The sequence below is a fragment of the Streptomyces sp. NPDC034049 genome (genome assembly GCF_055575575.1).
On sequence record NZ_JBVISJ010000001.1, the window covers coordinates 861,866 to 881,831 of the forward strand.

17 protein-coding genes are annotated in these 19,966 nt (G+C 71.5%); 5 read left to right on the forward strand and 12 right to left on the reverse strand.

Annotated elements, in window-relative coordinates; translation table 11 throughout:
- Positions 1–40: 40 nt before the first annotated feature.
- From ACZ52C_RS03790 to ACZ52C_RS03800, 3 genes are read right to left on the reverse strand one after another with little or no spacing between them, the layout of a single operon-like run.
- On the reverse strand, positions 41–1,456 hold the full coding sequence (locus ACZ52C_RS03790; RefSeq protein ID WP_469073234.1) for a class I adenylate-forming enzyme family protein: 1,416 nt from the start codon (positions 1,454–1,456) through the stop codon (positions 41–43).
- Between the two features lie 6 nt (positions 1,457–1,462).
- Positions 1,463–2,665 carry a 3-dehydroquinate synthase II family protein gene (locus ACZ52C_RS03795; protein ID WP_469073235.1) on the reverse strand — a complete coding sequence of 401 codons (1,203 nt, stop codon included), beginning with the start codon at positions 2,663–2,665 and terminating at the stop codon, positions 1,463–1,465.
- Entirely contained in the window at positions 2,662–3,486 is an 825-nt protein-coding gene (locus ACZ52C_RS03800) for a 2-amino-3,7-dideoxy-D-threo-hept-6-ulosonate synthase (RefSeq protein WP_469073236.1), read from the reverse strand. Before ACZ52C_RS03800 ends, ACZ52C_RS03795 begins: the two co-directional genes overlap by 4 nt.
- 451 nt (positions 3,487–3,937) lie before the next feature.
- On the opposite strand from ACZ52C_RS03800, the gene ACZ52C_RS03805 reads away from it, so the two are divergent.
- Positions 3,938–5,347 (forward strand): MFS transporter, encoded by a 1,410-nt coding sequence (locus ACZ52C_RS03805; RefSeq protein ID WP_469073237.1) that lies wholly within the window; start codon positions 3,938–3,940, stop codon positions 5,345–5,347.
- Between the two features lie 181 nt (positions 5,348–5,528).
- On the opposite strand, the gene pgl is transcribed toward ACZ52C_RS03805, so the two are convergent.
- The 5 genes from pgl to tkt are packed head-to-tail and all read right to left on the reverse strand — an operon-like array spanning position 5,529 to position 12,394.
- Positions 5,529–6,311, reverse strand: a complete 783-nt coding sequence (pgl, locus tag ACZ52C_RS03810; RefSeq protein WP_469073238.1) for a 6-phosphogluconolactonase — start codon at positions 6,309–6,311, stop codon at positions 5,529–5,531.
- Positions 6,308–7,630: a glucose-6-phosphate dehydrogenase assembly protein OpcA gene (gene opcA, locus ACZ52C_RS03815; RefSeq protein WP_469073239.1), complete on the reverse strand. Its 1,323-nt coding sequence runs from the start codon at positions 7,628–7,630 to the stop codon at positions 6,308–6,310. The genes pgl and opcA overlap by 4 nt, the downstream gene beginning before the upstream one ends.
- Complete coding sequence (zwf, locus tag ACZ52C_RS03820; RefSeq protein ID WP_469073425.1) at positions 7,627–9,159, reverse strand: glucose-6-phosphate dehydrogenase; 1,533 nt, start codon at positions 9,157–9,159, stop codon at positions 7,627–7,629. Before zwf ends, opcA begins: the two co-directional genes overlap by 4 nt.
- Positions 9,156–10,274, reverse strand: a complete 1,119-nt coding sequence (gene tal / locus ACZ52C_RS03825; protein ID WP_469073240.1) for a transaldolase — start codon at positions 10,272–10,274, stop codon at positions 9,156–9,158. Before tal ends, zwf begins: the two co-directional genes overlap by 4 nt.
- Positions 10,275–10,306: 32 nt before the next feature.
- Positions 10,307–12,394 carry a transketolase gene (tkt, locus tag ACZ52C_RS03830; protein ID WP_469073241.1) on the reverse strand — a complete coding sequence of 696 codons (2,088 nt, stop codon included), beginning with the start codon at positions 12,392–12,394 and terminating at the stop codon, positions 10,307–10,309.
- Between the two features lie 374 nt (positions 12,395–12,768).
- Here tkt and ACZ52C_RS03835 point away from each other — a divergent pair, with 374 nt between their 5' ends.
- The 4 genes from ACZ52C_RS03835 to ACZ52C_RS03850 all read left to right on the forward strand — a co-directional run bounded on the left by ACZ52C_RS03835 (position 12,769) and on the right by ACZ52C_RS03850 (position 16,215).
- Positions 12,769–13,725, forward strand: a complete 957-nt coding sequence (locus tag ACZ52C_RS03835) for a heme o synthase (RefSeq protein ID WP_469073242.1) — start codon at positions 12,769–12,771, stop codon at positions 13,723–13,725.
- Positions 13,726–13,869: 144 nt separating this feature from the next.
- On the forward strand, positions 13,870–14,232 hold the full coding sequence (locus ACZ52C_RS03840; protein ID WP_469073243.1) for a hypothetical protein: 363 nt from the start codon (positions 13,870–13,872) through the stop codon (positions 14,230–14,232).
- Positions 14,233–14,289: 57 nt separating this feature from the next.
- Positions 14,290–15,396 (forward strand): amidohydrolase family protein, encoded by a 1,107-nt coding sequence (locus ACZ52C_RS03845; RefSeq protein WP_469073244.1) that lies wholly within the window; start codon positions 14,290–14,292, stop codon positions 15,394–15,396.
- A gap of 45 nt (positions 15,397–15,441) precedes the next feature.
- Positions 15,442–16,215 (forward strand): DUF4111 domain-containing protein, encoded by a 774-nt coding sequence (locus ACZ52C_RS03850; RefSeq protein WP_469073245.1) that lies wholly within the window; start codon positions 15,442–15,444, stop codon positions 16,213–16,215.
- Position 16,216: 1 nt separating this feature from the next.
- Here ACZ52C_RS03850 and ACZ52C_RS03855 read toward each other — a convergent pair whose 3' ends face one another.
- The 4 genes from ACZ52C_RS03855 to ACZ52C_RS03870 all read right to left on the reverse strand — a co-directional run bounded on the left by ACZ52C_RS03855 (position 16,217) and on the right by ACZ52C_RS03870 (position 19,862).
- Entirely contained in the window at positions 16,217–17,251 is a 1,035-nt protein-coding gene (locus tag ACZ52C_RS03855; RefSeq protein WP_469073246.1) for a COX15/CtaA family protein, read from the reverse strand.
- Between the two features lie 67 nt (positions 17,252–17,318).
- Entirely contained in the window at positions 17,319–18,098 is a 780-nt protein-coding gene (locus ACZ52C_RS03860) for an ABC transporter permease (RefSeq protein WP_469073247.1), read from the reverse strand.
- The gene (locus ACZ52C_RS03865) at positions 18,095–19,018 is read right to left on the reverse strand and encodes an ABC transporter ATP-binding protein (RefSeq protein ID WP_469073248.1); all 924 of its coding nucleotides are present in this window, start codon (positions 19,016–19,018) and stop codon (positions 18,095–18,097) included. Before ACZ52C_RS03865 ends, ACZ52C_RS03860 begins: the two co-directional genes overlap by 4 nt.
- A gap of 10 nt (positions 19,019–19,028) precedes the next feature.
- Positions 19,029–19,862 (reverse strand): AAC(3) family N-acetyltransferase, encoded by an 834-nt coding sequence (locus tag ACZ52C_RS03870; protein WP_469073249.1) that lies wholly within the window; start codon positions 19,860–19,862, stop codon positions 19,029–19,031.
- Between the last annotated feature and the right edge of the window lie 104 nt (positions 19,863–19,966).

Genomic DNA, 19,966 nt, shown 5'->3' on the forward strand with positions numbered 1-19,966 from the left:
GTCGTATGCGGGAAGCTCGCGGAAGACTCGGGACGAGCCGTCACGCGCCGCCCGCCGCCGCCTGGAGCGTCGCCGCCCGACGGACCAGCTTCCCGTTCGACGTGCGGGGCAGGGTCTCCAGCAGCCGGATCACCCGGGGCAGCTTGTAGTCGGCCAGCCGCTCCCGGCACCAGCGCAGCAGCTCCTCCGCCGACGGGGTCTCGGCCCCGGCGGCGACGGCCACGTACGCCTCGGTGACGTCCTCGTGGACCAGGACCGCCTGTTCGACGGCCGGGTGCGCGCGCAGTACGTGCTCGACCTCGGTGAGGTCGACCTTGAGGCCGCCGATCACGACGAGGGAGTCGGCGCGGCCGCCCACGGTGACCGTTCCGTCGGCGCCGACCGCGGCCCGGTCCCGGGTGTGCAGCCAGCCGTCGGTGTACTGGGTGCCGCCGGAGTCGAAGAGGTACGGCGACTCGGCCAGCGCGACGTCCAGTTCGCCCTTGTGCTGCCGGACCACCACACCCGGGGCCGGCCGGCCGACGGACGGCCGGAGCGTGCCGCCGACGTCGACGGCGACGATGCCGGTCTCGGTGGTGCCGTACGCCTCGCCGACCGTGACGCCGTACCGTTCGGCGAACCGCGCGGCGACCTCGGGGGGCATCAGCTCGCCTCCCGAGACGGCCGTCCGCAGCGCGGGCAGCGTGGGGGGATCGAGAGCGGCCGCGAGCAGCTCGTAGTGCATCGGCACCCCGAAGAGGGTGGTGATCCGGTGGTCGAGGGAGGTCCGCAGGATGTCGCGGGCCGAGACCCGGGGCGCGAAGACGACGGAGACCCCGGCCGCCAGCGCGTGCAGCAGCCCGCCGATCAGCCCGAAGCTGTGCGCGGTGGAGCTGAGCAGCAGCAGCCGGTCGCCCTCGGCCGGCATGCCGGGGACCGCCGCGAACGACTCGATCTCGGCGGCGATGGAGGAGGCGGTCCGGCCGATCACCTTCGGCCGCCCGGTCGACCCCGAGCTGAACTGGACCAGCCGGTGGTCGCCGTCGGCCGCCCGTCCCGCCCTGCGGCACTCGGTGGCGACCTCGTACTCGGAGCGGAAGCCGAACGTGGCCCGGACGTTGGCGCCGGCCCGGACCATGAACTGCGGCCGGCAGACCGCGCACAGGGCGTCGACCTCGGCGGGCTTCAGCCGGAAGTCGAACAGCATCACCTGCGCGCCCAGCCGCCACAGCGCGAGCAGGACCTCGACCTGGGTGAAACTGGGCGGCGTCCGCAGCCCCACCGTGCTGCCGGGCCCGATGTCGTAACCGGCGAACACGGCGGCCTGCTTGGCCACCCGCTCCCGTAACTCCCCGCGCGCGACGGTCTCCGTCTGGTGTGTCAGATACGGCAGACCGTCGTCCCGCGCGTCGAACAGCCGTTGGACGAGGACACCCATCCCGTCCTCGCCGGCCGCGGCCGCCACGAGTTCGCCCATGGGGCCTCAGACCTCCTTGCAGAACTCGCCGATGGGCAGGCCCACATGGCGCTTGTCCTGGGCCAGATAACCGAGCAGCTCGTCGCCGGTCCGCAGTTCGGTGACGTTGAGGACCTTCCCGCCCGGTCCGAGGACCCGTACGTGCCAGTCGTCCTGCACGGTCAGGCTCACCAGCCGTCCGTCCTCCGCGTGGGTGCGGATCTCCAGCAGCGGCCGGGACTCCAGCTTGGCCCGCCCGACCACCACCCGCCGGGTGCGGCCGTCGGCGCCGACCGCCAGCAGGGCGCTGCCGGAACCGACCTCGCTGAGGTAGTTGGTGCGGTTGTCGGGGCCCAGCGTGTACGAGTGCAGGGCACCGGCGTTGACCCGGAACGGCCGGGTCGGCATGTACGGCAGCGGGTGCGTCTCGCTGCAGCAGAGCACGAAACCGGAGGAGTACGAGCCGACGAGGATGCCCTCGTCCTCCTCGAAGTGCGAGCAGGTGTCCACACAGACCCGGTCGCCGAGCCCGACGTGCCGGATGCTCTCGACGGTGAGCGTGGACAGCTCCAGCTGCGGGGTCGTCGCCTCCAGCAGCCGGGCCAGCGCGAACACGTCGTCCGCGCTCCGGGGGGTGAACAGGATGCCGTCGGAACCCCGTTCGAGCACGTCGAAGACGATGGCCGCCTCCTCCAGGTCCCCGACGACGGTCACCAGCTTCCCCTCGGCCGACTCGGCCGCCGCGAGCACGATCTCCAGCGGGATCTTCGTCGGATCGGCGAAGTGGATCACCGTGTACGGCAGTGCCATCGCGCCCTCGCAGGACAGCTGGAGGGTGCGGTCGTCCCGTACGTCGACGAAGCCGGCGATCGGCGCGCCGGTCGCGGCCCGGTTCTCCGCGGCGAGGGCGTCCAGCTCCTCCCGGGTGGCGAACCTCCGCAGCAGCAGGTCGAAGCCGGCGCCGGCCGGGGCCCGGCCCTCGGGTTGGGACCCGGGTTTGGCGTCGGCCGCGGCCCGGGCCTCCTTGTCGCCCTTGTCGGCGGACTTCTTCGGGGGAGCGGCGGCCGGTGCCGTGCCTGCCAGCACCCGGGTCACCGTCGGCGGCAGCGTTCCCAGCAGCTCGGCGTCGGCTGAGACGACCCCGGCCATCCGGGCGTGGACGGCCGCGTCCACCACCGCCTGGAGCTGCGGACGGGGGACTTCACGGAGATCGATCCACGCGAACCTCATGCGACACCTGCCACGATCGTCGAGTAGGGGGACGGATTGGACATGCTCATGTCATCGGTGAACTCGCCGCTGTGCACCACGGCGGCGAGCCGGGAGACCAGGGCGGCGGGGGAGGGGGAGGAGAAGATCCGGCGGCCGACGGCCAGTCCGTGGCAGCCGGCGGCCATCACGGCGGTGCCGTACTCGATGAGGTCGGAGCCGTCGGGCGGGCCCCCGGCTGCGAGGACGGGGATGGGGCTGTGGGCCACCACCTCGGCCATCCGGGCGAGCGGCAGGGCCACGGAGGTCTTCACCATGTCGGCGCCGAGGTCGGCGGCGACGTTCACGATGTGCGCGAGGAGCGCGGGATCGTGCGGGTTCTCGATCCGGGGGCCCCTCGGGTAGACCATCGCGATCAGCGGCATGCCCCAGGTGTCGCAGGACCGGGCCACCGCGCCCAGGTCGGCGAGCTGGCGCCCCTCGGTGTCCGAGCCGATGTTCACATGGACGCTGACCGCGTCGGCGCCGAGGGCCACCGCCTCCTCGACATCGCCGACGAGTACCTTGGCGTCGACATCGGCGGAGCAGGCCGTGCTGGCGCTCAGGTGCACCACCAGCGCGCAGTTCCGGAGGAGGGCCGGGGCGAGCGTGCGGGCCCGCCCCTTGTGGACGATGATCCCGTCGGCGCCGCCGGCCACCAGCGCCTTCAACAGCTCTTCCCACCGACCCGGAGGAGCGACCGGACCGTCCGAGACACTGTGGTCGAGCGGTATCAGCAAATGCCGGTCGTCGCCGGTCAGGGAAAGTCTTCTCCAACGTAATGGCTTGCCACTTTTCAGCATGGGAAAAGAGCCTTCCGTCCATGTCCGAAAAACGATGGTCGTAGAACTTTCAAGTTCAGCCGGACGTCAGCATTCCGTGCGTGATCGGCAGTTGGCAAGGCGTGACCGAGGGCAAATTTTTATGCAGGGGATCACATGAATATTGACAGCGACTTGACAGGATCCGCAGGGTTGACGGGGTCCGGGAGTCGTGTTCGTGGCATACTCTGCCGATCTGTCCGCACGCAAAGCGGGATCACATGCTTTACCTGCCGTTGTCTCGTGTAATCGGCACGTATTCTTCGTCGAAAACATTCGACGAACTCGGCAGGCGCTCTTTTCCGAGGGTTCCTTGTGGGATTCGAATTTCCCGGCCTAGGGTGACAGCCGCACTCCGGTTCGTGTTTCATGCGTGGCCGTCCCCCTCTGGTTCCGGACCATTCGTGTCCGGGCGTACCGGAAGTGAGCCCCCATGCCCGAATCCCCGTCCAGGACCGTCGCCGAGGCCGCGGAGCCCAGATCCGTCCCGTTACCGGTCTCCCCGCCGGCCGGGTCGAGCAAGGCCTCCAAGGTCGCCGCCGCGAGCCTCATCGGCACGACCGTCGAGTACTACGACTTCGCCGTCTACGGCACGGCCTCCGCGCTCGTCCTCGGCCCCGCGTTCTTCCCCTCCGGCAACCCGACCGTCTCCTCCCTCGCCGCGTTCCTCACCTTCGCCGCGGCCTTCCTCTCCCGCCCGCTCGGCGTCGTGCTCTTCGGCACGATCGGCGACCGGCTGGGCCGGCGGCGCGCACTCGTCGCCTCCCTGCTGCTCATGGGTCTCGCGACGGTCGGCGTCGGCCTGCTCCCGACCTACGAGACCGCCGGACTCCTCGCCCCCGTCCTCCTGGTGACCCTCCGTCTGCTGCAGGGGGTCAGCATGGGCGGCGAGTGGGGCGGCGCGGTCCTGCTGGCCGCCGAGCACGCCCCACCCGGTCGGCGGGCGCTGTACGCCGCCGTCCCGAACGTCGGCCCCTCCCTCGGGTTCCTGCTCTCCAGCGCCGTCATCCTCCCGACCCTGAACATCGTGGGCCGCGACGGCTTCACCGACTGGGCCTGGCGCGTGCCGTTCCTGCTCAGCGCGGTGCTCGTGATGGTCGGGCTGTGGGTGCGGACGACGGTGTCGGAGTCGCCGGTCTTCCAGGACCGGCCCGCGGCCAAGACGCCCGGGACCACCCCGAAGTCCTCGGCGCCTTCGGCGGACTCGGTGTCTTCGGCGGACTCGGTGTCGCGCTTCCCGCTCGGCACGCTCGTCGCGCGGTACCCCGGCCGGCTGCTGCTCGGCACCGGCGCGGCGATCGGCGGGTCCGCCGTCTACTACCTGACGATCGTCTACAGCCTGTCCTACGGGCCGAAGGCGCTCGGCATCCCTCAGAACACGATGCTCACCGCGGCGAGTGTGGGGGCGGCGGCCGGGATCGCGATCACCCTGCCCGTCGCACGGCTGGCCGACCGGGTCGGACGGCGTCCGCTGATGCTGGCGGGCGCGGTCGGGTGCGTCGTGTGGGCCGTGCCGATGTACGGGTCGCTCAGTACGGGCAACGGGTTCGTCATCACCGGTGCGTACACGGTGGGTCTCATGCTGCTCGCCCTGATGTTCTCGCCGGTGGCGGCGTTCCTGGCGGAGCTGTTCCCGGCGAGGCTGCGCTACACCGGGGCGTCGGCGGCGTTCATCCTGGCCAACACGCTCGGGGGCGGATTCGCTCCGCTCGTGGCGACGTGGCTGAACAGCCAGTGGTCGTCGCCGTTGGTGCTGGGGTTCTACACGGGCGGGTTGTGCCTGGTCAGCCTGGTGTGCCTGTGGGCGCTGCCGGAAACCAGGGAGGACGACTTCACCGCCTGAGTTCTCCTGCCCCCGTCGAAGACTCGGGGCTCCGCCCCGGACCCCGTTCGCGCAGTTCCCCGCGCCCCTTCAGGGGCGCGGGGAACTGCGCGAGAAGCCCCATCGGGCGGACGACCGGGGGTCGAAGGGGCGCAGCCCCTGGGGATGGGACGGGTAGGGGCGGCGGGGGCGAGTCAACCCTTCACGGTGAGGCCGGTGGGTACAGGGCGCGCGGCAGGCGGGACGCCGCCGCCGCGTCCAGCAGCCACAGGGTTCGCGACCTCCCGGTCGCCCCCGCCGCCGGGGCCTGGATCTCGCCCGCACCGGACAGTGCGATCGCCGCCGCCCCGGCCTTGTCCTCCCCGGCCGCGAGCAACCACACCTCACGCGCCGCCCGAATCGCCGGCAGCGTCAGCGTGACCCGCGTCGGCGGCGGCTTCGGCGCTCCCCGCACTCCCACCACCGTCCGCTCGGTCTCCCGCACGGCGGGCAACTCCGGGAAGAGCGAGGCCACATGGGTGTCCGGCCCGACGCCCAGCATCAGCACGTCGAACGTCGGCACCGAACCGTGGTTCTCCGGCCCCGCCGCCCGCGCCAACTCCTCCGCGTACGACGCGGCCGCCGCGTCCACATCGGCACCCCACGGCCCGTCCGAGGCGGGCATGGCGTGCACCCGCTTCGGGTCCAGCGGCACCGAGTCCAGCAGCGCCTCCCGGGCCTGGGTGACATTGCGCTCGGCGTCGCCCTCGGGCAGGAACCGCTCGTCGCCCCACCACAGATCCAGCCGGCCCCAGTCGATCGCGTCCCGGGCGGGCGCCGCCGCCAGCGCGGCGAGCAGCCCGTTGCCGTTGCGACCGCCGGTGAGGACGACCGAGGCGTAGCCGCGCGAGGCCTGCGCGTCCACGATTTTGGTGATCAGCCGGGCCGCAGCGGCCCGCGCCATCAGCTCCTTGTCGCGGTGCACGACCAACTGCGGTGTGCTCATGACGAGTTCGCCTTCTTCACGGGCGGCATCTGCGCCGGAGTCGGCCGCTCGGAGTCACCGTCACCGGCGGACCCCGCCGCCCCCGACGCCCCCGAAGGAGCAGCCGGAGGCAACGCCGCGGCCGCCCGCGCGGCGGACGCCGCGGACGCCACAGCCGCCCCGAGCCCCGGCCCGGAGCCGGAAACCGAACCCGGCACGGACCCGGGCACGGAACCCGGCACGGACCCGGGCACGGAACCCGGCACCGATCCCGCGACGGACGCAGACGCGTCCCCCGCCCCACCGGACGAGGTCCCCGACCCGGCACCTACGGACCCCGCACCCACGGACCCCGCACCGCCGGCGCCCGCCGAGGTCGCCGCGGCGGGCGCACCGCCCGCCGCACCGCTCAGCCCGCCGCCCAACCGGTCCACCCCGAACCGCAGCGCGGAGGCGTACGTGTCGTCGGGGTCCAGCCTGCGCAGCTCCTCCGCCAGCAGCTCGGACGTCTCGCGGCGCTTCAACGCCACCGCCCGGTCCGGCTGGTCCTCCAGCGTGAGCAGGGCGAGCCCTCCGGCCGGACGGTACAGCCGGATGGGCCCGGTGCTGGTCAGCATCCGCACCTCGTTGAGGCCCGGCCCGGCCGACACCCCACGCCGTACGTGCACATGGAGCCGGTCCGCCAGCCACATGGCCAGCAGTTCCACGCTCGGGTTGAACTGCTCGCCCTGCACCTCCGCGGAGATGACCTCGCAGTCCACCTGGTCGAGCGCGGCGGCCAGCATGGAGCGCCAGGGCGTGATCCGGGTCCAGGCCAGATCCGTGTCGCCGGGCTCGTAGTTGTCCGCGCGGGCCCGCAGCTCCTCGATGGGCTTCTCGGCGGCGTAGCTGTCGGTGACCCGGCGCTGGGCGAGCGCGCCCAGCGGGTCACGGGCCGGGTCGAGCGGCGCGTTCACCGGCCACCAGACGACCACCGGCGCGTCCGGCAGCAGCAGCGGGAGCACCACCGACTGGGCGTGGTCCGCGACCTCGCCGTACAGCCGGAGCACGACCGTCTCACCGGTGCCCGCGTCCGCGCCCACCCGTACCTCGGCGTCGAGGCGGGACTTCGTACGGTCGCGAGGGGAGCGGGAGACGCGCTTGATCACCACGATCGTGCGCGAGGGGTGCTCGCGGGAGGCGTCGTTGGCGGACTTGAGCGCGTCGTACGCGTTCTCCTCGTCCGTCACGATGACCAGCGTGAGCACCATGCCGACGGCGGGGGTGCCTATCGCCCGCCGGGCTTTCACCAGCGCCTTGTTGATCTTGCTGGCCGTGGTGTCCGTGAGGTCCGTCTTCATGGCCGGCGCCAGCTCCGTCCGTCTCGCTCCAGCATCTCGTCCGCCTCGACGGGACCCCAGGTGCCCGCCTGGTACTGCGCGGGCCTGCCGTGCTTGTCCCAGTACTCCTCGATCGGGTCGAGGATCTTCCAGGACAGCTCGACCTCCTCGGTGCGCGGGAAGAGGTTGGAGTCGCCGAGGAGGACGTCGAGGATGAGGCGCTCGTACGCCTCGGGCGACGACTCGGTGAAGGACTCGCCGTACGCGAAGTCCATCGACACGTCCCGGATCTCCATGGAGGTGCCCGGCACCTTGGAACCGAAGCGGACCGTCACGCCCTCGTCCGGCTGGACGCGGATGACGATCGCGTTCTGGCCCAGCTCCTCGGTGGCGGTGGAGTCGAAGGGGGAGTGCGGGGCGCGCTGGAAGACGACCGCGATCTCGGTGACCCGGCGGCCGAGCCGCTTGCCGGTGCGCAGATAGAAGGGGACGCCCGCCCAGCGGCGGTTGTCGATCTGTACCTTGATCGCCGCGTACGTGTCGGTCTTCGACTTGCGGTCGATGCCGTCCTCTTCGAGGTAGCCGATGACCTTCTCGCCGCCCTGCCAGCCGGCCGCGTACTGCGCGAACACGGTGTCCCGGCCCAGGTCCTTCGGCAGCTTCACCGCGCCGAGCACCTTGGTCTTCTCGGCGGCGAGCGCGTCCGCGTCGAAGGAGGCGGGCTCCTCCATCGCGGTCAGCGCCATCAGCTGGAGCAGGTGGTTCTGGATGACGTCACGGGCGGCGCCGATACCGTCGTAGTAGCCCGCCCGGCCGCCGATGCCGATGTCCTCGGCCATCGTGATCTGCACGTGGTCGACGAAGGACCGGTTCCAGATCGGCTCGAACATCGTGTTGGCGAAGCGGAGCGCCAGGATGTTCTGGACGGTCTCCTTGCCCAGGTAGTGGTCGATCCGGAAGACCTGGTCCGGGGCGAAGACCTCCTCCACGGTCGTGTTGAGGTCCTCGGCCGACTTCAGGTCGTGGCCGAACGGCTTCTCGATGACCGCGCGCCGCCACGAGCCACCGCTCTGGTCCGCCAGACCGTGCTTCTTCAGCTGCTGGATGACGACCGGGAACGCGGACGGCGGAACGGAGAGGTAGAAGGCGAAGTTGCCGCCCGTCCCCTGCGCCTTGTCCAGTTCCTCGATGGTGTCGCGCAGCCGCTCGAAGGACTCGTCGTCGTCGAAGGTGCCCTGCACGAACCGCATGCCCTGGATGAGCTGCTGCCAGACCTCCTCGCGGAAGGGCGTCCGCGCGTGCTCCTTGACCGCGTCGTGCACCTCCTGCGCGAAGTCCTCGTTGGCCCACTCCCGGCGCGCGAAGCCGACGAGCGAGAAGCCCGGCGGCAGCAGTCCGCGGTTGGCGAGGTCGTACACGGCAGGCATCAGCTTTTTACGTGACAAATCGCCTGTGACGCCGAAGATGACCAGGCCCGACGGCCCCGCGATACGCGGGAGCCGTCGGTCCGCGGCGTCACGCAGCGGATTGCTGCTCGACAAGGTGTTCAGCCCTCCGAGGGTGCGAGGCGCTGGAGCTCCGCCTCGGTCGACTTGAGCAGGTCGTTCCAGGACGCCTCGAACTTCTCGACGCCCTCGTCCTCCAGCAGCTGCACGATCTCGTCGTACGAGATCCCGAGCTTCTCCACCGCGTCCAGCTCGGCACGCGACTGCTCGTACGTCCCGGCGATCGCGTTGCCGCGGATCTCACCGCTCTCGGCGGTGGCCTCCAGCGTGGCCTCCGGCATGGTGTTCACCGTGTTCGGCGCGACCAGCTCGTCGACGTACAGGGTGCTCTTGTAGGCCGGGTCCTTGACGCCGGTCGAGGCCCACAGCGGACGCTGCTTGTTGGCGCCCGCGCTCTCCAGCGCGGCCCAGCGGCCGTCCGAGAAGACCTCCTCGTACGCCTGGTACGCGAGACGGGCGTTGGCGACACCGGCCTTGCCGCGCGCGGCCTTGGCCTCGTCGGTGCCGAGCGCGTCGAGGCGCTTGTCGATCTCGGTGTCCACACGGGACACGAAGAAGGACGCCACCGAGTGAATCTTGGAGAGGTCCAGGCCGCGCTCCTTGGCCTTCTCCAGACCCGCCAGGTACGCGTCCATGACCGCGCGGTAGCGCTCCAGCGAGAAGATCAGCGTGACGTTGACGCTGATGCCGAGACCGATGGTCTCGGTGATCGCGGGCAGGCCCGCCTTCGTCGCCGGGATCTTGATCAGGGTGTTGGGGCGGTCCACCAGCCAGGCCAGCTGCTTGGCCTCGGCGACGGTCGCCTTGGTGTTGTGGGCGAGACGCGGGTCGACCTCGATGGAGACCCGGCCGTCCTGGCCGCCGGTCGCGTCGAAGACCGGGCGCAGGATGTCGGCGGCGTCGCGGACGTCCGCCGTCGTGATCATGCGGATGGCCTCTTCGACGGTGACCTTGCGGGCGGCGAGGTCGGAGACCTGCTGCTCGTAGCCGTCACCGCTGCTGATCGCCTTCTGGAAGATCGACGGGTTGGTGGTGACGCCCACGACGTGCTGCTGGTCGAGCAGCTCGGCGAGGTTGCCGGACGTGATGCGCTTGCGCGACAGGTCGTCCAGCCAGATCGCCACGCCTTCTTCGGAGAGGCGCTTGAGTGCGTCTGTCATGGATTACATCTCCTACGTGTCGTGTGTAAGCGTCAGCGCTGAGCGGCGGCGAGGGATTCCTGCGCGACCGCGGCCACGTTCTCGGCAGTGAAGCCGAACTCGCGGAAGAGGACCTTGCCGTCGGCCGAAGCGCCGAAGTGCTCCAGCGAAACGATGCGACCGGCGTCGCCGACGTACTTGTGCCAGGTCAGCCCGATCCCGGCCTCGACCGCGACACGCGCCTTGACGGACGGCGGCAGAACGCTGTCCCGGTACCCCTGGTCCTGCTCCTCGAACCACTCCACGGACGGCATGGACACCACCCGCGTGGGCACGCCCTGCGCCTGCAGCCGCTCACGGGCCTCCACGGCCACGTGCACCTCGGAGCCGGTGGCGATGAGGATGACCTGCGCGTCGCCGTCCTCGGCGTCGAACAGGACGTAACCGCCCTTGGCGGCATCCTCGTTGGCCTCGTACGTCGGCACGCCCTGACGAGTCAGCGCCAGACCGTGCGGGGCGCCCTTGCCGAACTCCTTGGTCCAGCGCCTGAGGATCTCGCGCCAGGCGATCGCCGTCTCGTTGGCGTCGGCCGGGCGGACCACGTTCAGGCCGGGGATCGCGCGCAGCGAGGCGAGGTGCTCGACCGGCTGGTGCGTCGGGCCGTCCTCACCGAGACCGATGGAGTCGTGCGTCCACACGTACGTCACCGGCAGGTGCATCAGCGCGGACAGGCGCACGGCGTTGCGCATGTAGTCGGAGAACACGAGGAACGTGCCGCCGTAGATACGGGTGTTGCCGTGCAGCGCGATGCCGTTCATCTCCGCGGCCATGGAGTGCTCGCGGATGCCGAAGTGGATCGTGCGGCCGTAGGGGTCCGCCTCCGGCAGCGGGTTGTCCGCCGGGAGGAACGAACTGTTCTTGTCGATCGTGGTGTTGTTCGACCCGGCGAGGTCGGCGGAGCCGCCCCACAGCTCGGGGATCACCGCGCCCAGCGCCTGGAGGATTTTGCCGGACGCGGCACGCGTCGCGACGCCCTTGCCCGTCTCGAACTCCGGCAGGTGCGACTCCCAGCCCTCGGGCAGCTCGCCCGCGCTGATCCGGTCGAACTCGGCGGCCCGCTCGGCGTTGCCGTCGCGCCACTCCTGGAGCTGCTTCTCCCAGACGGCACGGGCCTCACGGCCACGCTCACCGAGGGCACGCGTGTGCGCGATGACCTCGTCCGCGACGTCGAAGCTCTTCTCGGGGTCGAAGCCGAGGACCCGCTTGGTGGCCGCGACCTCGTCCGCGCCGAGCGCCGAGCCGTGCGCGGCCTCGGTGTTCTGCGCGTTCGGGGCGGGCCAGGCGATGATCGAACGCATCGCGATGAACGACGGCTTGTCGGTGACCGCCTTCGCGGCCTCGATCGCCGCGAACAGCGCGACCGGGTCGAGGTCGCCGTTCTCCTTGGGCTCGACACGCTGCACGTGCCAGCCGTAGGCCTCGTACCGCTTGGTGACGTCCTCGGAGACGGCCGTCTCGGTGTCGCCCTCGATCGAGATGTGGTTGTCGTCCCACAGCAGGACCAGGTTGCCGAGCTTCTGGTGCCCGGCCAGCGAGGACGCCTCGGCGGAGATGCCCTCCTGGAGGCAGCCGTCACCGGCGATGGCGAAGATGTGGTGGTCGAACGGCGACTCGCCCTGCGGGGTCTCGGGGTCGAACAGACCGCGCTCGTAGCGGGCGGCCATCGCCATGCCCACGGCGTTGGCGACACCCTGGCCGAGCGGCCCGGTGGTCGTCTCGACGCCCTTGGTGTGGCCGTACTCGGGGTGGCCCGGGGTCTTGGAACCCCAGGTGCGGAAGGCCTCCAGATCGGCCAGCTCCAGGCCGAAGCCACCCAGGTACAGCTGGATGTAGAGGGTCAGGGAGGAGTGGCCGGCGGACAGGACGAACCGGTCACGGCCCACCCAGTCGGGGTCGGCGGGGTCGTGGCGCATCACCTTCTGGAAGAGGGTGTACGCGGCGGGCGCGAGGCTCATCGCCGTACCCGGATGGCCGTTGCCGACCTTCTGGACGGCGTCGGCGGCCAGGATCCGGGCGGTGTCGACGGCCCGCTGGTCCAATTCGGTCCACGCGAGGTCTGTAGTGGTCGGCTTGGTGCTCACCCTGGGTCAGGGCTCCTCTCCACATGTCTCGTGCCGGTGTTCTTCACGGCACCGGCCGTTCTCGAGCCTACCCCCGTAGGAACGCGCATTTTTTCGAGTCATTCCAGACTGACGGGACTGGGTCCGGTCCGCCTCCCGACCCGTGTTCCGCATGGTGAGACCTGGGGGTTCCGCTGTTCGACATCTGAATACGGAGCCGCTCATCCGACTGCTCAACCGAAGTGTGTGCGCCTCCCCGGCGGGCGCCTGCCAACACGACCCGACCCCCTTGAAAGGCTGGCTCTGGGCAACGTCTACAGTGGCGTGGTACGCGCGAGCCGTCACGGGGAGTTCACATCCGGAGGCTTGCTGAGGAGTCTCTGTCAGGGGTGTGCGTGACGGCCGTCGAATCCCGTCCACCGGGCGTGCTTGGCGCGAGCAGCACGAGCAGCAGCCGGGGTCAGCGGCCGATCGGGGCCCGAGTCAAGGCGTTCGTGGCGCTCACGAAGCCGCGGATCATCGAGTTGCTGCTGATCACCACGGTTCCGGTGATGTTCCTGGCGGAACAGGGCGTCCCGGACCTCTGGCTGGTGCTCGCCACCTGCGTCGGCGGCTACCTCTCGGCGGGCGGCGCCAACGCGCTCAACATGTACATCGACCGGGACATCGACGCGCTCATGGAGCGCACGTCGCAGCGCCCGCTGGTCACCGGCATGGTCACCCCGCGTGAGGGCCTGCTCTTCGGCATCACCCTCGCGGTCGTCTCCACCGCCTGGTTCGGCGTCCTCGTCAACTGGCTGTCCGCCTGGCTGTCGCTCGGGGCGCTCCTCTTCTACGTCGTCGTCTACACGATGATCCTCAAACGGCGTACGTCGCAGAACATCGTCTGGGGCGGCATCGCCGGCTGCATGCCCGTCCTCATCGGCTGGTCCGCGGTGACGAACTCGATGTCGTGGGCCGCGGTCATCCTCTTCCTCGTCATCTTCTTCTGGACCCCGCCGCACTACTGGCCCCTGTCCATGAAGGTGAAGGACGACTACGCCCGCGTCGGCGTCCCGATGCTCCCCGTGGTCGCCTCCAACAAGGTGGTCGCCAAGCAGATCGTCATCTACAGCTGGGTCATGGTCGCCGTCTCGCTGATGCTGACCCCCCTCGGCTACACCGGCTGGTTCTACACGGCGGTCGCCCTGGTCACGGGCGGTTGGTGGCTCTGGGAGGCGCACGCCCTCCAGACCCGGGCGAAGAACGGCACGACCGGCGCCAAGCTCAAGGAAATGCGCCTGTTCCACTGGTCGATCACCTACGTGTCCCTGCTTTTCGTGGCGGTGGCGGTGGACCCCTTCCTGCGCTGAGGGCCCCGTAAGGGGCGCGGGGAACTGCGCGAGCAACCACGCACAACCCGCACGCGCCCACTCGCGGCAAGACACAACGGCGAGTGGCCAACCCCACTCACCTCACCGTCGCCGCCCGCTCTACCCATCGGTAGCATCCTGACCATGGCAGACACCAAGCAGGCAGACGAGGCCAAGGACGCCAAGGCCACCGCGAAGGCCGACCGCAGGGCGGCCAAGCTGGCCAAGCAGATCGGCACCTTCGCCAAGGCCCACGGAGGCGCCGAGGCCCAGGTCGCCTACATCGGCCAGCTCGGCGCACGCATCGTCCTGGTCGGTGAGGACGGCGGCTGGGGCGACCTCGTGGCCCCGACGTACGCGATCGCCGAGGCGGCCGTCGCCCAGTCCGGCGTCACCGTCCACGAGGACTTCGACGGAGAGTTCGCCGCCAAGGTCCGCACCGGACCGTACGAGTGGTCGCGGATGGCCGGAATCCAGGTCGGCGGCCCCGGCAACAGCAACACCTGAGCCCGGCTCACCCGTTAGGACCTGTGGGAGTTCACAGGTCCAGCCTCGGGGAGCCCGATGATCGACACGCCGTCCCTCGTGGACCAGTACTGCCACGGCGTACTGCGCACGGAGCTGGGCCTCGGCACCTTCGAGGCCCACCTCGCCCGCAGCGAGGGCCCACCGGCCCCCGGCACCACCTTCTTCGACACCCAGACGGGCTTCGCCGTACGCCGCTGGTGCCCGCCCCTGCTGGGCCTGGAACCGCACTGCCCACCGGCCCGCTATCTCGCCCGGCGCCGCGAACTGGGCGTACTGGAGGCCGGCCGCAGACTCCTGCGCGGCAGCGGTGTCACCACCTACCTCGTCGACACGGGCCTGCCCGGCGACCTCACCGGCCCCCGCGAGATGGCCTCCACCTCAAACGCGGACGCCCACGAGATCGTCCGCCTCGAACTCCTCGCCGAACAGGTCGCCGACACCTCCGGCACCGTCGAGTCGTTCCTGGCCAATCTCGCCGAGTCGGTGCACGCGGCCGCCGCGAACGCCGTCGCCTTCGCGTCCGTCGCGGGCGTACGGCACGGCCTGGCGATCGCGCCCGAGCCACCCGGCGCCGGGGAGGTGCGCGGCGCGGCGGGGCGCTGGCTCGCCCACCGGCCGGTCGGCGGGGCGCTCACCGACCCGGTCCTCCTGCGCCACCTGCTGTGGATCGCCGTCGCCTCGGGCCGCCCCCTGCAACTCCACGCGGGCCTCGGCGAACCGGGCCTGCGGATCGACGCCACCGACCCCGTGCTGCTCACCGGCTTCGCCCGCGCCACGGCGGGCCTCGGCACCGACCTGATCCTGCTGCACGGCTACCCGTACCACCGCCACGCCGCCCACCTCGCCGTCGTCTTCCCGCACGTCTACGCCGACCTGGGCGCCGAACTGGTCCGCACCGGCGCACGGGCCGCCGCCGTGCTCGCCGAGGTCCTGGAACTCGCCCCCTTCGGCAAGCTCCTCTTCTCCAGCGGTGCCCACGGCCTGCCCGAGCTGCACGTCGTCGGCGCCCGGCTGTTCCGCGAGGCACTCGCACGGGTGCTCGGCACCTGGGTGGCGGAGGGCGCCTGGTCACTGACGGACGCCCAGCGCGTGGCGGGACTCATCGCGGCCGGCAACGCACGCCGGGTGTACGGGCTGGAGTGAGCCGTCGGGTGTACGGCGCCCGCCCGGGCTGTCCAGACTGGGCGCATGACACGCAGCGACCCGACCACCGGCTTACCCGGCCCGCTCACCGACACCGACACGGCGGCCCTGCTCGGACACTTCCTCGACGAACTGGGCGCCCTCGCCCCGCTCGCCGTCTGGGCCCACGGCTCCCTCGGCGGGGGCGACTACCGGGAGGGCCGCAGCGACCTCGACCTGATCGCCGTCCTGGACGGCCCGGTCACCGCCCGCACCGCCTGGACGGTCGGACGGCTGCACGCCCGGCTGCGCCACGACCGCCTCGCCGGCCAGCTGCACTGCACCTATCTGACGCCGGCCACGGCGGCCGACACCGACCGCCCGCACCTCACCTGGGCGCACCGGCACCTGTTCCGGCGGACGGTCACCCCGGTCACCCGGCGCGAACTGCACACCTTCGGCCTGGTCCTGCACGGCGAACCGCCCGGGGCGCTGGTGCCGCCCGTCTCCGACATCGAGCTGGACGCCTTCGTCGTCCGCGACCAGCGGGAGTTCTGGCGCCCGGCCGTGGACAAGGCCCCTCTCTGGGAGCGGGACGTCTGGGTCGACCTCGGGCTGCTCACCTTCGCCCGCGCCACCGCCACCCTGCGCGACGGCCGCCTGCTCTCCAAGCGCGAGGCCCTGGACCTGCTGCCCGCGCTGGGTGCGCCCGCCGAGGTGGTCGAGGACGTCCGGCGGCGCCGATACGGCGAACCGACCGAGGAGGTGCCGTACCGGGCCGAACTGACCCGGCTGTTCCTCGGCCCCGCGATCGACGACCTCGTGGCGGCGTACGGCTGACTCAGCCGCGCGCCGCGACCGGCGTCTGCGCCGCCGCGGCGGACACGTCGACCTCGTCCGCCGGCCGCTCCCGCAGCGACAGCAGCACCCGCAGGGTCGCGATCCACACCAGGCAGGAGCCGAACATATGGGCGCCGACCAGGAGCTCGGGGAGGTCGGTGAAGTACTGCACGTAGCCGATGAGGCCCTGGGCGAGGAGGATCAGGAACAGGTCGCGGGTGCGGCGCAGCGGACCGGCCGGAGCGTCCACGGCCTTGAGGACGAACCACAGCGCGAAGGTCAGCGTCACCACGATCCAGGCCAGCACGGCGTGCAGCTTGGTGACGTTCTCCCAGTTCAGCGGGATGCGATACACCTCGCTCGAGTCACCGGCGTGCGGACCGGCGCCGGTGACGACCGTGCCCACCGCGATCAGCAGCAGCGTCACGCCGACCAGGACCCACACCAGCTGCCGCACCGCCTGGCCGACCAGCGGACGCGGGGCCGTGTCGCTCTCGCCGGTGCGGTGCCACATCACGGCGGCGACGGCGATCAGCGCGGTCGAGAGCATGAAGTGCGCAGCCACCGTGTACGGGTTGAGGCCGACCAGCACGACGATGCCGCCGAGCACCGCGTTGCTCATGACGACCCAGAACTGCGCCCAGCCCAGCCGGGTCAGATCGCGCCGGTAGGGCTTCTGGGAGCGTGCCGCGATGATGGCCCAGCCGACCGCCGCGCACAGCACGTACGTCAGCATGCGGTTGCCGAACTCGATGACGCCGTGCACGCCCATCTCACGGGTGGCGGTGAGCGAGTCGTCGGTGCACTTGGGCCAGGTCGGGCAGCCGAGGCCCGAGCCGGTGAGCCGCACGGCGCCGCCGGTCACCACGATCACCACCGCCATGACGAGGGCGGCGAGGGCCGCCCGCCGGACCGTTCTGGGGTCCGGGGTCCAGCGTTCGGCGATGAAGGCGAGCGGGTTGCGCGCGGCGGAGACGAGGTCGTCACGGGTCACTTTCGGCACGCCCCCATCGTAGGCCGCCGCTTGTGCACACATTCACGAGGGGTACAGGCCCCTGTCACGCCCCCTGCGACCTGCGGCTGCTCCCGGCGTCGGCCTGCGCTCACTCCCAGCGGAAGAAGCGTGCCGCCGCGCCCAGCCCGAGCACCGCCCAGCCGGCGAGGATCCCGAGGTCGCCCCACGGCACCCCGGCGCCGTGCTGGAGGACGTCCCGCAGCCCGTCCGACAGGGCCGCGATCGGCAGCAGCCCGAGCACGCTCTGCGCCGCGTCCGGGAACTTCTCCAGCGGGACCACCACACCGCCGCCGACCAGGAGCAGCAGGAAGACGAGGTTCGCCGCCGCCAGTGTCGCCTCCGCCTTCAGCGTGCCCGCCATCAGCAGACCGAGGCCGGAGAAGGCCGCCGTGCCGAGGACCAGCAGGAGCAGCACGGCCAGGGGGTTCCCGTGCGGGTCCCAGCCCATCGCGAAGGCGATCACCGTGAGCAGGACGACCTGGAGGACCTCCGTGACCAGCACGGACAGGGTCTTCGCCGTCATCAGCCCCCAGCGGGGGAGCGGCGAGACCGCCAGCCGCTTCAGCACGCCGTAGCGGCGCTCGAAGCCGGTGGCGATGGCCTGCCCGGTGAACGCCGTCGACATCACGGCCAGCGCCAGGATGCCGGGCGTCAGGAAGTCGACCGCCTCGCCCTCGCCCGTGTCGACGATGTCCACCGAGCCGAACAGCACCAGCAGCAGCGTCGGGATGACGACCGTCAGCAGCAGTTGCTCGCCGTTGCGCAGCAGCATCCTCGTCTCCAGCGCCGCCTGTGCCGCGATCATGCGGGTCAGCGGGGCGGCCCCCGGCATCGGTGTGTAGGACCCCGTGCCCGTACGCGCGCTCATGAACGCAGCTCCTTGCCCGTGAGCTCCAGGAAGACGTCTTCGAGGGTGTGCCGTTCCACCGAGATCCGGTCCGGCATCACCCCGTGCTGGGCGCACCAGGAGGTGACCGTCGCGAGCAGCTGGGGGTCGATCTTGCCGGTCACCCGGTACACGCCGGGCGTCAGTTCGACTGCGGTGGAGTCCGCCGGCAGGGCCTTCAGCAGGGAGCCGACGTCGAGGGCGGGCCGTCCGGTGAAGCGCAGGGTGTTCTCGGCGCCGCCCCGGCACAGCTCCTCGGGCGAGCCCTGGGCCCTGACCCTGCCGCCGTCGATGATCGCGACGTCGTCCGCGAGCTGTTCGGCCTCGTCCATGTAGTGCGTGGTGAGGATGACCGAGACCCCGTCCGCGCGCAGGTCGCGCACCAGCTCCCAGGTGGCCCGGCGGGCCTGCGGGTCGAGACCGGCGGTCGGCTCGTCGAGGAAGACCAGCTCGGGCCGGCCGACGACGGCCATCGCCAGGGCGAGCCGCTGCTGCTGACCGCCGGAGAGCCGTCGGTACGTCGTCCGGCCGCAGCTGCCGAGGCCCAGGCGCTCGATCAGGGCGTCCACGTCGAGCGGGTGGGCGTGCAGCTTCGCCACGTGCCGGAGCATCTCCTCCGCGCGGGCGCCGGAGTAGACGCCGCCGGACTGGAGCATCACGCCGATCCGGGGGCGCAGCGCGGCCGCCTCGCGGACCGGGTCGAGGCCGAGGACGGACACCGAGCCGGAGTCCGGCCTCCGGTAGCCCTCGCAGGTCTCGATCGTGGTCGTCTTGCCGGCGCCGTTCGGGCCGAGCACGGCGGTCACGCCCACCCCGGCCACCAGGTCCAGGCCGTCCACCGCGGTCTTGTCGCCGTACCGCTTCACCAGGGACCGGACCTGGACCACGGGGTCACTTCGCATGGGCCCGAGTCTAGGTACGCGGCCGGGTGCCGAGGCGGGCGGGTCCGGAGATCTCCTCCTCACGGGGGCGGTGCACGGGGAGCCAGCGCTCGGCGTACGCCACCGCGTCCGCCACTGGGAACAGACGTACGTCCGCCCCGCCCACCCTGGTCCGGCGGATGCCCCGGTCGCGCTCGAAGTCGTGGCCCAGCTCGTCGAAGCGGTCCGAGTCGATGGACACCTCGGTCACCACCTCCCAGCCGTCCGGGCCGGGCCGCCCGACCTCCACCAGCGGTGCGGGGATCCGGTACTCGGCCAGGTGGAAGCAGGTGCAGGCGTCGTAGCCCGCGCCGAGCAGCAGGACCCGGGCGCCCGCCGCCTCCAGCCGGGCCAGGGGGCTGCGCTCGCCCAGGCGGCAGTCGGTGGCGTGGTCCGCGAGGAGCGCCGCCGCGCCCGGGCCGATCGCCGCGAAGGAGGTCTGGGGGTGGGCGCTGCGCAGCGCTCCCGGCCAGGTCCGCACCGTCTCCGGGATCACCCCGATGCCGCGGGTGGGGGTGGTCGCCGGGTCGTATCCGGGCATGGTGGCGCGAATGGTCTCCCACCACTCCTCGGGCACCGGCGGATTCGCCCAGAGCGCGGGATCCGAGAGGTCGCCGGACTGGCTGGGCACGACCAGGGTGCCCTCCGGACCGAGCGCGTCGAGCAGCGCGCGCACGACCGTCACGGCGCCTCCGCAGACCCAGCCGAGCGAGCTGAGCGAGGAGTGCACGAGGAGGGTCTCGCCGGCCTCGACCCCGGCGGCGCGCAGGTCCGCCGCCAGGCCGGCGCGGGTGACAAGTGGGCCGGTGGGAGGGGTTGTCGACATGGTGTGGCAGTCTTCCGGAGCGCTCCGCGCGACGCCACCGGTTTGATCGATCAGTGATCGTTTCCCCAGGTCAGCTTAGGTATGCCTAAGTGATGCACGGCACC